11 protein-coding genes are annotated in these 16139 nt (G+C 36.7%); 5 read left to right on the forward strand and 6 right to left on the reverse strand.

Annotation, left to right across the window (positions count from 1 at the left end; translation table 11 throughout):
- Positions 1-203: 203 nt before the first annotated feature.
- A complete protein-coding gene (locus tag PVV65_RS03380; RefSeq protein WP_273789218.1) occupies positions 204-1595 on the forward strand; it encodes an amino acid permease in 1392 nt (463 codons plus the stop codon).
- A 119-nt stretch (positions 1596-1714) separates the two neighbouring features.
- Here PVV65_RS03380 and ilvC read toward each other — a convergent pair whose 3' ends face one another.
- The 3 genes from ilvC to PVV65_RS03395 form a co-directional block, all read right to left on the reverse strand.
- Entirely contained in the window at positions 1715-2734 is a 1020-nt protein-coding gene (ilvC, locus tag PVV65_RS03385; protein ID WP_273789219.1) for a ketol-acid reductoisomerase, read from the reverse strand.
- 978 nt (positions 2735-3712) lie between these two features.
- A complete protein-coding gene (locus PVV65_RS03390) occupies positions 3713-4447 on the reverse strand; it encodes a pyridoxine 5'-phosphate synthase (RefSeq protein ID WP_273789220.1) in 735 nt (244 codons plus the stop codon).
- 77 nt (positions 4448-4524) lie between these two features.
- Positions 4525-5646: an ATP-dependent RecD-like DNA helicase gene (locus tag PVV65_RS03395; protein ID WP_273789221.1), complete on the reverse strand. Its 1122-nt coding sequence runs from the start codon at positions 5644-5646 to the stop codon at positions 4525-4527.
- Positions 5647-6685: 1039 nt separating this feature from the next.
- Between PVV65_RS03395 and PVV65_RS03400 the strand changes: the two genes are divergently transcribed.
- From PVV65_RS03400 to PVV65_RS03415, 4 genes are all read left to right on the forward strand, one after another.
- Positions 6686-7621 (forward strand): D-2-hydroxyacid dehydrogenase family protein, encoded by a 936-nt coding sequence (locus PVV65_RS03400; RefSeq protein ID WP_273789222.1) that lies wholly within the window; start codon positions 6686-6688, stop codon positions 7619-7621.
- Between the two features lie 212 nt (positions 7622-7833).
- Positions 7834-9042 carry an MFS transporter gene (locus PVV65_RS03405; protein ID WP_273789223.1) on the forward strand — a complete coding sequence of 403 codons (1209 nt, stop codon included), beginning with the start codon at positions 7834-7836 and terminating at the stop codon, positions 9040-9042.
- A 188-nt stretch (positions 9043-9230) separates the two neighbouring features.
- The gene (locus PVV65_RS03410; RefSeq protein ID WP_273789224.1) at positions 9231-9737 is read left to right on the forward strand and encodes a hypothetical protein; all 507 of its coding nucleotides are present in this window, start codon (positions 9231-9233) and stop codon (positions 9735-9737) included.
- 61 nt (positions 9738-9798) lie between these two features.
- The gene (locus PVV65_RS03415) at positions 9799-10071 is read left to right on the forward strand and encodes a TauD/TfdA family dioxygenase (protein ID WP_273789225.1); all 273 of its coding nucleotides are present in this window, start codon (positions 9799-9801) and stop codon (positions 10069-10071) included.
- A 662-nt stretch (positions 10072-10733) separates the two neighbouring features.
- On the opposite strand, the gene PVV65_RS03420 is transcribed toward PVV65_RS03415, so the two are convergent.
- The 3 genes from PVV65_RS03420 to PVV65_RS03430 all read right to left on the reverse strand — a co-directional run bounded on the left by PVV65_RS03420 (position 10734) and on the right by PVV65_RS03430 (position 16091).
- Positions 10734-12536: an acetolactate synthase 3 large subunit gene (locus PVV65_RS03420; protein ID WP_273789226.1), complete on the reverse strand. Its 1803-nt coding sequence runs from the start codon at positions 12534-12536 to the stop codon at positions 10734-10736.
- A gap of 236 nt (positions 12537-12772) precedes the next feature.
- Complete coding sequence (gene miaA / locus PVV65_RS03425; protein WP_273755372.1) at positions 12773-13645, reverse strand: tRNA (adenosine(37)-N6)-dimethylallyltransferase MiaA; 873 nt, start codon at positions 13643-13645, stop codon at positions 12773-12775.
- 919 nt (positions 13646-14564) lie between these two features.
- Positions 14565-16091 carry a Do family serine endopeptidase gene (locus PVV65_RS03430; protein ID WP_273789227.1) on the reverse strand — a complete coding sequence of 509 codons (1527 nt, stop codon included), beginning with the start codon at positions 16089-16091 and terminating at the stop codon, positions 14565-14567.
- Between the last annotated feature and the right edge of the window lie 48 nt (positions 16092-16139).

A 16139-nucleotide genomic window follows, 5' to 3' on the forward strand; every position in this document is an offset into this window, starting at 1 on the left:
AAAAATAAAACTTTATAATAAAAATTATCTGGCATAAATTTTTATAAAATAATTATTTCATTAATTTGTGATTTTTTTCTTTATTTATATAAAATAATAGAAAAAAAATCCTTTACTCCTCCAGCATATCATGTTCCGATAGAAGAGATTATCTTTTTTAAGGTAATTTTTATTTTAAAATAACTAAAGGGAAACTCCCAAAAATGAACAAACAAAATTTAGAAAAAAAAACGAAGAAGAAATTGCAACGTGGACTCCATAACCGCCACATACAACTTATAGCCCTTGGTGGTGCAATTGGAACAGGTCTCTTTATGGGATCAGGAAAAACAATCAGTGTAGCAGGTCCCTCAATCCTCCTCGTTTACGCAATTATTGGTTGTGCTTTATACTTTGTCATGCGTGCTATGGGAGAATTATTGCTTTCTAATACACAATATCGATCTTTTATTGACTTCTCGACCGATCTTCTAGGGCCATGTGCTGGCTTTTTTATTGGCTGGACATATTGGTTGTGTTGGATTGTTACTGGAACTGCTGAAATTATTGCTATTGTCACTTATGCACACTTTTGGTGGCCTGAACTCAATCCATGGATTCCTGTTATCATTGGTCTTATGTCCTTTTTAATCCTTAACCTCGTCGCCGTAAAACTCTTTGGCGAACTTGAGTTTTGGTTTGGTTTTATCAAAATCGTAGCAATTTTGGTTTTAATTGTTGTGGGATTTTATATGATTTTCACCGGTTTTATCTCTCCAAACGGTACAGTTGCTTCTCTTAGCAATATATGGAATGGTGGAAATCTTTTTCCACAAGGGATTACAGGATTTTTTGCTGGATTTCAAATTGTTATTTTTGCTTTTGTTGGCATTGAGCTCGCAGGAACAGCGGCGGCTGAAGTAAAAGAGCCTCAAATAGCCCTACCACAAGCTGTCAATTCAATACCAATCCGCATTATATTCTTTTATATTTTTTCTCTTCTTGTGATTATGTCAGTAACACCTTGGGATCAAATCAGTCCAGAAAAAAGCCCTTTTGTAACAATGTATGCACTTATCGGCATTCCAATTGCTGCTGGTTTGATGAATTTTGTTGTTCTCACAGCAGCCGCTTCTTCTGCAAATAGTGGAATTTTTTCTACCAGCCGTATGCTATATGGTCTAGCAACACAAAAAGGGGCTCCTAAATTTTTAGGAAAACTTTCTCGTAATCACGTTCCAGCCAACGCATTATTCTTTTCATGTATATGCATCTTAATAGGTTACACGGTTGTAACGTTATCTCAAACCCTCATAGCTGCTTTTACAATTGTTACGACAATTGCCGCAACATTGTTTATATTTGTATGGTCTATCATTTTGATCAGCTATATTGTCTATCGTCGCAATCGTCCTCTCCAGCATACTGTCTCTCCCTATAAAATGCCGGGGGGCATTGTTATGTGTTGGGCGCTTCTCGTTTTCTTTGCATTCATTATTTATTTATTATCATTAGAAGCAGATACAGCCATAGCTTTAAAATACACTCCAGCATGGTTTATATTTTTAGGCATTGTATATTTTCTTTTTGGAAGAAAAAATTATGCAAAAACTTAAAAAATAAAGCTCCTAAAAAGTAAAACCTATGTGCAAGAAACACATCAAAAAAGGGTAACCTAAGTTACCCTTTTTGGGTATTTATCTATTAAAATGATAAAAATATCTCTGGAGAGACTTCAATTACGTTCTTTATCAACCAAAGCATTAGATTTTATCCAAGGCATCATAGAGCGGAGTTTTTTACCAACTTCTTCAATAGGATGATTATCATTTAAACGCCGCATAGTTTTAAAGTGAGCAGCACCAGCTTTATATTCTTGAATCCAATTTGATGTAAATTTGCCCGTCTGAATATCTTTCAAAATACGCTTCATTTCTACTCTTGTTTCATCGGTAATCACGCGTGGGCCAGACATATATTCTCCCCACTCCGCTGTATTGGAAATTGAATAATTCATATTTGCAATGCCACCTTCATACATAAGATCAACAATCAATTTAACCTCATGTAAACACTCAAAATAAGCCATTTCTGGCGCATAACCTGCTTCTGTTAGTGTTTCATAACCTGCTCGAATAAGCTCAACAAGACCACCACAGAGAACCGCTTGTTCACCAAAAAGGTCCGTTTCGCATTCTTCTTTAAATGTTGTTTCAATCACCCCTGCACGTCCACCACCAAGACCACATGCATAAGACAATGCCACATCATGGGCTTGTCCTGATGCATCCTGTGCAACTGCAATTAAGCAAGGAACACCGCAACCCCGTTGATATTCATTGCGGACAGTATGGCCTGGACCTTTAGGAGCAATCATCACAACATCAACTGTTTTTTTAGGTTCAATGAGGCCAAAATGAATACTCAAGCCATGTGCAAAAGCAATGACCGCACCATCACGTAAATAATCATGAATATGTTCTTTATAAATATCCGCTTGTAATTCATCTGGTGTTGCCATCATAATAAGATCTGCCCATTTTGCAGCCTCAGCAACACTCACAACTTCAAAGCCATCTACTGTAGCCTTTTTAGCTGTCGCCGACCCTGCACGCAAAGCAATTTGCACATTCTGAACACCGGAATCTTTTAAGTTTAAAGCATGTGCACGCCCTTGTGAACCATAACCAACAATGGCTACTTTTTTTCCTTTTATCAAATCAACATTTGCATCACGATCATAATAAACACGCATAAAAATACTTCCTTCTTTCTAACATTTAAACTAAATTTCAGATTATTTTTATTCAATAAAAAGTAAAAAACGACCTTCAGTGCTTCACACACTATAAATAACAGAAACACTGCTTATAATAACAAAGCAATTGGGCAATCTTTTAAAATTTATACACTGCATAAAAAACTATGGCCCCCAACCTTCCAAGAACCTATCTGGATTCCCAAATAGGCTTCAAATGCTGCTCTACAAAAACGATATATTGTACAAAAAAACGCTTCTGAAAAGAAATACATGTAATAAAGTTCTCTTCTTCTGCATCATGAGGCATGTATCCTTAAAACTAAAGATACACCATACGATTTTAACATGAACCAAATCAAAATGGATAGCAAGAAAAATTATAAATAAAGGACATCGTTTTTATATTTTATCCTGAGCACACTATCTCAATTTTTCCTTTCCCATAATCAATAACATTCTTTGTACAGCCATTAATTTTGCCAGCCCTATTACAGGTAATATCATGTATTTTTGCTGAATACCTTTTCAATAGAGCAATAACAGCAAAGTATTTATACCGATCAATATCTGTACAATTTTATCAAACATTGCTCTTTTTAAAAAGCTCCGAAGCAACCACTGCTTATCATGTATGATGATACTCCTCACTGCATAGCGACCATAAATTAAAAAGTTTTTTCTTCTCCAAAAACATTCTCAAAAACGAATAGAAATCTTATGTTTCTCATAAAATCTACTGTTGAGTTCCTGCTCTTTTAAAAGAGGGCGCCAAAGCTACAAAGCTTTGTTGTCTTCCGTTCCGAACGAATATAATGAAAATCATTGCCGATTATGTGTAATGAAGCATGGTATTGCTGTTGCTATCATTATACATGCAACAATGTTATTTCACAAAACCTATGCAAAATCATTTTTTTTACAAAAAAACAGAACTGTATAAAAACGCACTATGTCTTATTGTATAGAGAAAAATCACCCCAATAGCCGAATGAAACGTTGAACAGTGTTATGCATTCCATACTCTAACGCATCAGCAATAAGCCCATGCCCAATAGAAACTTCATCAAGCCAAGGAATATGATGAACAAGAGCAGACAGATTTGTCATTGTCAGATCATGCCCTGCATTAACACCAAGCTTCAGCTCTTGAGCTTTTCTTGCTGCTAAAACAAGCTTATTGAGTTCTTGCTCCTGTTTTGTCTTATCGTTAAATGCTCCCCCATAAGGTCCAGTATAAAATTCCACGCGATCAGCACCAATCTCTTTAGCAATATCAAGACCATCAACAATAGGATCAGCAAACAGTGATACCCGAATTTTTCTTGCTTTCAAGCGTTGAATAATAGGTGCTAAAAATTCTGCATGACGCGCAAAATCCCAACCATGATCAGAAGTTGATTGTGCAGGATCATCAGGTACAAGAGTAATCTGATCAGCATACTTTTCTGCTCTATCCAAAAACGTCTCGCTTGGATAACCTTCAATATTAAATTCAGCACGAGGAAACATGCTGTGAATTAAACCATGTATATCTGGTAAATCAGCAAAACGAATATGTCTTTCATCAGGACGTGGATGAACTGTCAAACCCGCAGCACCAGCTGTAAGTGCTATATGCCCAATATTGTTGATACTTGGCCAAGGAAGATTACGCCGATTGCGCAAAACAGCAATAGCATTAAGATTAACAGAAAGTTTGATTGCCATACACACTCCTCTATTTCTATACTTAAAGACAGAAAAAAGACCCTCAGCCCTATAATTCCAGAAAATAAAATCTTTATCTAGCGAACAATTGTTAAACGCTCTGCCGCACGCGTAATTCCTGTATAGAGCCACCGCGCATACATATCGCGAAATGCAAAACTCTCATCAAACAAAACAACATTATCCCATTGAGATCCTTGTGCTTTATGAACAGTTAATGCATATCCATAATCAAAATCATCATATCTCTTTTTTAACGCCCACGAAATCTCATGATCAGGATTTTCAAACACTGCTTTTAAAAGCTTAATTTTCGCTACCCCACGCTCGCTTTCTTCTGGTTTAATAAGAAGGCTCATACTTGGCTTAACAGTTTCCTTCTGCGAAGTCATCACTTTCCATAAAGAACCATTCAATAAGCCTTTAGGAGGATCATTGCGCAAACAAACAAGCTTATCTCCTGCTTGAGGATAATCTGATGTAAATCCCTTCAGCGCACGCAAACGCTTATTATAAAGATGGCGTGTTCGGTTAATTCCTACCAACACCTGATCAGCTTCCAACACCAATTGTTGATCCACTTCTTTGCGTGTAATAACGCGCGCTGCTCCATAATCACCATAAGTAATATCACGTCCTTCACGCACACCCATAGCCAAACGGACAATCGGATTATCACGTGCTTGCCGATGAATTTCTGAAAGAAGAAAATCCGGCTCACCATTAGAAAAAAAGCCCCCTCCTGAGATAGGAGGCAATTGGCCTGGATCACCCAGAACAAGAATAGGTGTTCGAAAGCTCATTAAATCACGTGCCAATTGTTCGTCCACCATCGAACACTCATCAACAATGATAAGCGCAGCTTGCGCAGCAGCACTTTTCCGATTGAGTGCAAATGTCGGTGCAATAGACTTTTTCCCTGTTACTTCGTCGGAAACTTCTTCTTCTCCACGCGGACAATAGATCAACGAATGAATAGTACAAGCATTGCTTGCACCTTTAGAACGCAAAACCTGTGCCGCTTTTCCTGTAAAAGCAGCAAATTGGACAGAGCCATCAACTGTTTCAGCAAAATAGCGCGCAAGTGTCGTCTTGCCTGTCCCCGCATAGCCAAAGAGGCGAAAAAGTGGAGAACGCCCTTCCTTCAACCACGCACCAACAGCCTTCAATGCATTATCCTGTTCCCGTGAAAACTGCATAGCTTACCAACATAAGATTTGCATAAAAAGAGCAGTATTTTGAAAAAAAACGACTATCAAGAAAAACTTTTTTATTAAGAATTGCTGACACACGCCCATCTAACAACTTTCGTAGCACAATTATCAATTATTTACCCATTGCTTTTTCAAGATATTGTAACAATCTAAATTTTATCTATACATCGATCTTCTTTGTAACACCTTATACTTATCAAATAAAATATCATTTTTTACAACAGTAACACCAACAATGGAATATGCATATCTTAAATTTAAAATAACACCTCTATACACTTTTTCTAACCAAAATTTAGAATGAGAAAAAGAGCATTGCAATTGCAAAACCCTTGCTAGAAAAAATGTCCTTAACAAGATAAAAATAATGTAATTTTATGAATACTATTTTACACAATCAATCGGCTTTCTTGCACATAAAAATAAAGTACATCCACTCTTACGAAATAATAATGAAATATATCAAGAACCTTTTGGCAGAAAGAGAAATAGCTCTCAACAAGCCTAATTAATCCTATGATGATACAGCTATAAAGTTCCTATCTCCCTCTTATCATGATTTTAATAAATTGACTCTTCATGCTACAAATAAGTTATATCTCAACGATAAAGAGAGACATCACGCTTATATGAAGCACGCTTTATCTCGCACAAATATGGAGCTTTTTCTGTTTCGACAATAAAATCTGGTTCGTAAGTATGACCTTCTTGCTAGTCTATTATAAGGAAACTGGGACATGGTTTCATGTCCAGCGTAGCACTTCAGGTTTGTCCCCGAGAATATGAGAAAAGCGCAATTCTCCATCTACTGCGTCAAACTTTTTCTTTTTGTCGCAATGTGTTAAAGTTTATAAAGACTAACTGATTAATACTATTCTTATTGCTAGAAATACAATGAAATCAAGGTGTACAATTTGTTAATAGCTTGGCATTATGTCAAAAAATCAGCAGTGAGATTGCTTTTTGGTTGTTTTAGAAATGAAATAATGGCTCAAATATTGATGAATAAAACGGGGGATTTAAATTGAAAATATTAATTCCAGATGACTATCAAAAAGCCACCCTAACATTACAGTCTATTAAAAAATTAATGAAATCGCATGAAGTGCTGGTTATAAATAATTTAGCTCAAGAATGTGATTTAGAAGATAAGCTCAAAGAGATAGATATTCTTATCTTAATCAGAGAGCGGACTATAGTTGATAGAAATCTTCTCCTGAAACTGCCAAATTTAAAATTAATCTGTCAAACAGGCCCTATAGGTTCACATATTGATATAGAAGCTTGTAGAGACTTAGGAATTGAAATATTAGATGGTGGTGGAGATCCAACTTCTGCTGCTGAATTTGCCTGGCTCTTAATGATGTCTGCGCGTAGAAAACTCTGTAAATCTGTGTCTGATATGAAAAAAGGACGATGGCAAACAACATTTGGCAACCAAATGAAGGGGGCTACTCTTGGAATATTCGGGTTTGGGCGTATTGGTAAAATGGTTGCTCAATATGCTCAAGCTTTTGGCATGTCCATTTTGGTTTATGGGAGCGAGCGTTCAACGCAAGAAGCAAAAAATTTAGGTTATCATTTTACGCATTCAAAAGATGAATTTTTTACACGTCCTGACATTATATCCGTACATTTACGTTTAAGTGATAAAACCAGAGAAATCATTCAATTAGATGATCTATTGCGCATGAAACCTCATGCTCTTTTTGTCAACACAGCGCGTTCAGCTTTGGTTGAAAACGGGGCGATAGAAAAAATATTAAGTTTGGAAAATTCAACTTACTTTGCACTGGATGTTTATGACAGCGAGCCAGTATATGAGAGCAAATTATTGCAATCAGAGAGAGTTCTTTGCACACCACATCTGGGCTATGTGACTGAAGAAAGCTTTGAGAATTATATGGAAAAAGCTTGCCAAAATATAGCGTCTTTTATGAAGACGCTTAATGCCGGCTGAGCTAATGTTTGTAAAATTTATCTTATATCGCTAGCGTATCAAATTTGCACGACACATAATAGCTTATTTCCTTAAATGAAGCATATTCCTTAGCTTGTATATTAATACCAATCATATTGACAGATTTTTATGTCATCCGCATAAAATACCTCATTTATTGTTGCAATCATTATTAAAAAGGCTACAAGGGCACTTTCATTGTAGGGGGCTGAGTGAGCAATCATCAATTTATAGAAAAAAATTATTATCGATGGGTTGTATTGCTTGTTGCCACTATCGCTCAAGCATCAGCCTGCTTCTTTGTTCAAGGGATTGGTCCTTTAGCTGAATTTTTTAAGAAGGATTTCTTGCTGAGTGACTCTCAGATAGGTTTGCTGTCTTCAGCAGCGCAATTCCTACCTATTATTGGCTTACTTATAGCTGGCGAATTACTAGACAAGTTTAACGAGCGCTATATTGTTGGCGTTGGCGCACTCGGCGTTTCTGTCGCTCTTTTGTTGGGAGCAATCGCAGATAACTATATTTTCCTTTTGGTTTGTTTGCTCATTGTAGGGGGATTTTATAGTTCTGCTCAACCTGGTGGCGCTAAATCTGTTTCTGCATGGTTTCCACAATCGCAACGCGGATTTGCAATGGGAATAAGACAGGCGGGGCTACCATTAGGTGGGGCATTAGCTGGGATGGTTCTTCCTGCGAGTGCGCTTGTCTATGGCATAGAAGGTGCGTTTTTGGTCGGTGCCATCGTTTCTTTTTTAGGGGGATGTATCTTTATTATCTTTTATCACGCACCAGCAAAAGTTGTCGCTATCGTTCCCAAAAGCAAGGCAAAAGTTTCGTTCTATGCAAATGTAAGGTCTCGTCTTGCGATGTTGGCTGCGCCGCATATGAAGAATATTATTTTTTCAGGCGTTTCACTTGTGATCGTCCAATATGTTTTAACCATTTTTATAACTGTTTATTTTTATAGAATCTATCACCTGCCTCTAGATAAAAGTGCTTATTTGTTTTTTGTTTCACAGGCTTCTGGTGCCTTAGGAAGAATTATTTTAGCAGCGTGGAGTGATCATTGTAAAAAAGGACGATTTTTTCCTGTCTTGTTTTGCATGATTGCAGTCGTTTTTGGATTTTTAATATTAATTTTGGGCATGAATGGATCCATAATTTATTTAACTCTTTTATCTGCTTGGTTAGGTTTTTTTGGATTAGGATGGTATGGCCCTTGGGTTGCTTATATTGTAGACTCCTCGCCGAAAGAAAGCGTTGGCTTTTCTCTGGGATTAGCAATGTCTGTCAATCAAATCGCAATTATTGCTGCTCCACCATTATTTGGATTAATCCAAGATTTTACAGACACTTATTTACTAACATGGTTGATTTTAATTTTAATGATTGTTTTTTCACTTTTCTTAATAAAAAAGTAGGGGAATATAATTGGGGAGGAAATTGCAATGATAAATGAAAATACTTTTGAGTTGAGCAATGTCGAAAGAGACAATCTTTGGGAGGCTTTAGACCATATTATTTATGATCCATACGGTGGTATTGAATATTCGGTTAAGCTAAAAAAATAGCATTTTCGCTGCTACCCCATAGAATCTTGGCAATTCTTATGAATCAAAAGATGTCTATTACCCCTAGACCATATTTAATCTTTGAAAACCTTCCTATTGATAGAAAAATTAATACGTCACCTAATCCTTATAATTTAGATTCGTCTTGTAAAAGCGGTTATATAAGCGAAAATTTAATTATGATGTTTTCTTTATTAATCGGAGAGCCTTATTCAATTAAGTTTGAAGGTGAACATATAGTAAATAACCTAGTTCCTTTAGAGGATAATAAAAAAGATTATACAGGATTAGGATCTGAAGTTGAGTTAGATTTTCATATAGAAAATGCTGCACTAAAATTTATAAAAGGTTTAAATTTATCTCCTAAAGGGATACTTTTAACTGGTGTTCGCAATGATGTTGATGGCCCGTTAACGAGAATATCTGATGCACGTCTAGCTTTAAAACTTTTAAGTGAAGAGGATTTGAGGAGTTTAAGGGATAATTTATATATAATTAATGTTCCCTATGAGATGGAGAAAAAATGGGGTAACCTCTACAAGTAAAGTGCCCCTCGTTCAAGGGGACGGTGAATTCCCAGATATCAGCGCTGTTTTTTATCCGGGCATGTTAGAACCACAGTCAAAAAAAGCCAAGGACGCTTTAGATCATTTTTATGAAGCTATAAAGGCTGTATCTTTTGGAATTGATGTACAACCAGGAAGATTATTATACATTGATAACAGAATGGCTCTACACTCTAGAGATAAATTTTCTGGATCATTTGATCCTTATGAAAACCCAATGCGGTGGATTCAAAGAGTATTTGTGTCTGCAGACTTATGGAATCATAGATATGTAGAACAAATAAAAGAAAGAGTCTTTGATTTTCAATGCTAATGTCCTGATAATGATATAATGTTGAGTATTATATATATTGACGACATATCTCATATGTATAGATTTCTCCCGCATAATCAGGTGAGGTGACTATCTAATTATAAGCTATAGTAGCCCATTGATTTTCTATGGCTGCATTTGATCTTTGTTATTTTTGCCCTTCCTTTCAAGCCGCTAGGGGGCTTTTCCTATTAAGCCCTTGAAAGAGCGATTTGGAGTAATTTCATAATGCGAAACCAAAACATAGTGACAAACTCTTCTATTGTTTTCACAAGTATAACGGTTTGCATGGTTGCACCCTTCAAGCACAGTGACTTTTTTTCTTGCACGATGGAATCTTTCATATATGAGACAACATAATTAATTTATAACAGATAATTCAATGTATTATCTAAAAAATGCAACGAAATAGCTATTAATGTGAACATATGAATTTAAAAAACAAACATCGCGTACAAATAAATTCAAACATAGTTGGGCACACGACTTATAACATTTTTTAGATGAGCAAGTAATAATACACCCCATGTCTTTAAACAAAAAATGAAAATCATAAAATAAGCTCTAAGGATAATAGGAACTCTCCATAAAGAAGAGACAGAGATGAAGACTCCAAAGTCTTCATCATCACCATCCTTCACTATTTTGTTAACATATTCATTTTATACAAGAATCTTTCCCTCGGAAGAAACAGCATTTGCAACAGCTTCCTCGCTTGCCTCATCGGGTAATAACATCTCATTATGGGCACATCCCGATGGGATCATAGGAAAACAATTTTCTAAATGATAAACACGACAATCGAAGAGAACAGGCTTATCACAATCAATCATTTGCTGAATTTTATCATCAAGTTCATCGGGTTTTGAACAATAAATTCCCACCGCTCCATAAGCTTGTGCCAATTTCACAAAGTCAGGCATCGATTCTGTATAAGAATGAGAAAGGCGATTACCATGCAGTAATTGCTGCCACTGGCGAACCATTCCCATATACTGATTATTTAAAATAAAAATTTTCACTGGCGTATTATGCTGAATTGCTGTTGCAAGTTCTTGAATATTCATCTGAATGGAAGCATCACCAGAAATACAAACAACAAGTGCATCAGGATGGGCTATTTGAACACCAATTGCCGCAGGAAGACCATACCCCATAGTTCCAAGACCACCAGAAGTCATCCAATGTTTTGGTTCATCAAAGTGATAATATTGTGCTGCCCACATCTGATGCTGTCCGACATCCGTCGTCACATAAGTATCCCCCTCTTTGGTCAGTGCATAAAGCCGTTCAAGAGCATATTGGGGCATGATAACATCTTTTTTTTTCATATATGTCAATGAATTACGAGCTCTCCAGCGATTAATTTGCATCCACCATATTTTTCGACTTTCTTGATCAAACTTTAATTGATCTCTATGCAAATGTTGCATTATATCTGTCAAAATATGCTCCACATCGCCAATCAGTGGAACTTCTGCTTTGATGATTTTATTGACTGAAGAAGGATCAATATCAATATGAATAATACGTGCATGAGGTGCAAATGCATCCAATCGCCCCGTGATACGATCATCAAACCGCGCACCAACAGCCAACATGACATCACAATCATGCATAGCCATATTCGCCTCATAGGTTCCATGCATTCCCAGCATTCCAAGCCAATTTTTATGAGAAGCAGGATACGCACCAAGTCCCATTAAGGTTGAAGTAATTGGAAAATCTCCCCATTGAACCAAATTACGCAAAAGCTGGATAGCCTCCCCCCCCGATGAAATCACACCACCACCAGAATAAATAACAGGGCGTTTTGCCTCAACTAAAAGAGAAACAGCCGATTTGATGGCATCACGATTATTCCCTTTCAGCGGTAGAGAAGAATGCAAAGATTCTTGGACTTGAGGCGCCCTATAAAATCCTGAAGCAAACTGAACATCCTTAGGAATATCAATCAAAACCGGTCCTGGGCGTCCCGAACGTGCAAAAGAAAAAGCTTCATGAATAATATCTGCAAGATCATTGACATTTTTAACCAACCAATTACGCTTCGTACAAGGCTTTGTAATTCCAACCGTATCAGCCTCTTGAAAAGCATTTGTTCCAATCAGCGTTGTCGCTACCTGACCAGAAAAACAAACAAGAGGAATAGAATCCATAAGTGCATCTTGCAAAGGTGTCACAGCATTCGTTGCCCCTGGACCAGAAGTCACCAGCATAACACCGACCTTTCCAGTACTGCGTGCATAACCTTCAGCAGCATGACCCGCCGCCTGTTCATGACGCACCAAAATATGCTGGAGTGTATCTTGATGATAAAGAACGTCAAAAATAGGAAGAACAGCCCCACCAGGGTAACCAAAAATATGTTTAACCCCTTGATCTATAAGAGCTTGAACCACTATTTCAGCCCCCGACATTACTTTTCCATCTACACTCTCTTGCTGTCTTGGATCATTTGTCATTTTTCCCACTCACCTACTTGATAGGACAATAAAAAAGCCCCTAACGGAGCCCATAAAAAAAGACTCTCAAGGAGTCCTCTACACAACACATATTGTATGATCTCCCCCATTATTCTAATGCACAAAATATATAAAAAAAATCCTTTACAGAAAAATCTCTAATTCCATTGAACCCATTCGTCAATAAAAAATTAATATTTTCTCCAAAGTTTCTTCTTAAAGCTCCAGTTTTTTCATTAAGAACTAAGCCTCCATTCTTCATCAAATTGATGACGAAACCATGTCATTTGTCTTTTTGCATATCTTCTCGTTTGTGTTTTCACCGCTTCCAGAGCATTTTCAAAGCTTCTATATCCATCCAAATAAGCCATAAATTCAGGTATACCAATCGCTTTCATCGCTGGTAACGAAGAGGAAAGCATAAGTTTCTTTATGGCCACCACCTCTTCTAATGCCCCTCTTTCAATCATAGAGTCCAAACGTTTATGAATGCGTTCATAAAGCAAAGAACGTGGTAGCATGAGAAGAATTTTTTCAGCACAATGGGACGCAATGAGAGGCGTTGTTTTTTGCTTCTGCCACCAACTTAATTTCTTACCTGTTGCATCATAAACTTCCAAAGCACGAACAATACGCTGCCCATCTTGCGAAGAAATTTTTTCAGCAACAACAGCATCAATCTGTAACAACTGACGATAAAGACTTTCAGGTCCCTCTTTATCAAGCAGCAAGCGCCATTTCTGCCGCACAACATCTGGAACATGAGGAATTTGCGAAATCCCCTCCAAAAGAGCACGAAAATAAAGTCCTGTTCCACCAACGAAAATAATGGATCTCGATGTAAAAGTAACCAACAGCTTCTCAACATCACACAACCATTGTCCTACTGAATAATTCACTGAAGGATTCACATGACCATACAAATAATGTGGAACAATCACGGTATCAGCCACCCTCGGCCGTGCCGTTAAAATATTTAAAACGTCATAAACCTGCATGGAATCCGTATTAATAATGAGAGCATTTCTTTCTTGAGCCATTTGCAAAGCAAGTTCTGATTTTCCACTTGCCGTGGGCCCTGCTATCAATGTAATTGTTCTCTGTGTCATGAAGAGCAATTCCTATCAATCAGAAACTTATTGCAACATGCATAACTACCTGCAAAGCCTCTGTATTTTTCTTCATTATCATAAAGAAAACCTTTATAAAAATACGAACAAGACCTCACCTTAAATATAAAGAAAACCTTTATAAAAATTATAAAAGAAAAAAAATGGGTTTAATAACAACATCAAAGTAATTTTCCAAGAATCTTTGCGATCATACTTCAATAATAAACCCTAGCCATAATCATTTTGTCCATTAGACCACTAAAAGTAGGCTTTTCATTCTCATTTATGACAATAATACTAAGCTAACCTTATAAAATCAAACAGATTTATTTTTCCTATAACACCAGCATATTGCTCTGACTTATAATAAGAGGCTCTAAAGCTTTTTTCTTCATGCTTTCTTTTTTATAACTATTTTTTCATTTGTCATAAAGATAAGATGTTAATACATCAATAACTTGATTGAGTATAATACGATTTTTCTATGGAATAACTTTTTCAAACTGAAGAGAAAAAACGTTCTCTACAGTACAAAAAATATAATTACAAAGGCTGAAAGTTTCCCTCAGTAAAACATTATTTACAATAATAATTAAGCGTTTTGCAATTTACCTGCAAGCTCCATAAGATTGATTTATTTTTCCCCCTCTCTCATAAGGCATGAGATCAATACCATTCACCTGCGTAATCCAAAGAGATGAAAGTTACTTTAAGAAAGACGGTAAATACAATTGCTAACTTGCACTTTTATTTAGCGCAAAATGGAGCCATCCAATGGACTTTATGTCATACAATCAATACGCTCCATCATGAAATGAGCTTAAAGATACTAGATAGATGTCACACTGAGCTACCTAAATACCTATATATGTAAGACTAATAAAAACAAATTCTTCAAACATCAATCCATTAGGCATCAATCCATTGGGATCGTTACGAACCGCAACTCTCCATCTGGACGCGCTACAATGAGTAAAACATTTTTGCGTCCAGCTTCACGTAATTTATAAAAACGTTTTTTAGCATCATCAATTGTTGTAATAGCACTCTGATTGATATCAACAATCACTTCACCAACGCGAATACGCTTTTTATCCGCAGTACTATTTTGTGTAACAGATGTCACCACGAGTCCTCGAAGTTTATCTGAAATTGAATAACGATGACGCAAATCCTCTGTTAATTCAGATAATGTCATGCCCATCAATTGCATTGTCACACTTTTCGGCAGATCATTATTTTCTTTATCATCGACTTCTTCTTCTGTATCTTCATTGTCATCGGTCTCAATCAAACGTCCAAGCGTAACCTTTACGATTTTTTCTTGCCCATTCCGTAAAATAGTAACATCCACAACGCTCCCTTCTGAACTCTCCGCGACTAAACGGGGTAAATCACGTGCATGCTTAATTTTGGCATTCCCAAAAGACAGAATAACATCTCCTGTTTGCAACTGGCTATTATCGACATTATTTTTTTCCATTTGTTCTATTTTACCAGCCACCAACGCTCCTACAGCGTTTTCTAGTTTTAAACTTTTTGCAATATCTTCTGTCACCGGTTGAATACGAATAGCCAGCCAACCACGTCTTATTTCTCCAAAATCACGCAATTGATTAATAATAGAAAGAGCCATATCCGATGGAATAGCAAACCCAATACCGATCGATCCTCCAGAAGGAGAAACAATGGCTGTATTAATGCCAATGACTTCACCATTTCTATCAAATAACGGACCACCAGAATTCCCTCGATTAATCGCTGCATCTGTTTGAATAAAATTATCATAAGGACCAGCATTAAGATCACGATTACGTGCAGAAATAATACCAACCGTTACACTCCCTCCAAAACCATAAGGGTTACCAATCGCCATAACCCAATCACCAATACGTGCTTTTTCTGAATCACCAAAACGCACAGCTTTTAATTTTTTACTTCCCGCATCCACTTGAAGCAACGCCAAATCCGTTTTACTATCCTTGCCAAGAAGCTTCGCCTTAAGTTTTGCACCATCCGTAAAATTCACTTCAATATCATCAGCATCAACGATAACATGATAATTTGTAACGATAAGCCCTTTTTGCGCATCAATTACAAAACCAGACCCCAAAGAACGCACCTTTTGAAATTGACTATTTTTTTCCCCCTCTTTGGGTGTAAAAAAATCATTAAAATATTCTTCCAACAATGAATCTTTTGGAATAACGGGTATCGAAGTATTTTCATCCTGTTCTGTTCCTTCAACAGTCTGTGCCGTAGAAATATTTACAACCGTTTCCAAAAGCTCAGAAGCTAAATCAGGAACAGAAGGCAATGTCTTATTTATCTCTGCGCTCCAAGACAAACGCATGGATCCTGATAAAAATAAAATCACACAAAAAACAACTCTTGTGATAAAAAACTTCAAAAATATATTTCTACTCACGATACTTCTACCCATGACATGCCTTTAAACCAAAGCTGTAAAGATCCTTACTTAATAGTTATT

Origin of the sequence: Bartonella sp. ML70XJBT (genome assembly GCF_028618425.1) — a bacterium.
Lineage (GTDB): Bacteria > Pseudomonadota > Alphaproteobacteria > Rhizobiales > Rhizobiaceae > Bartonella.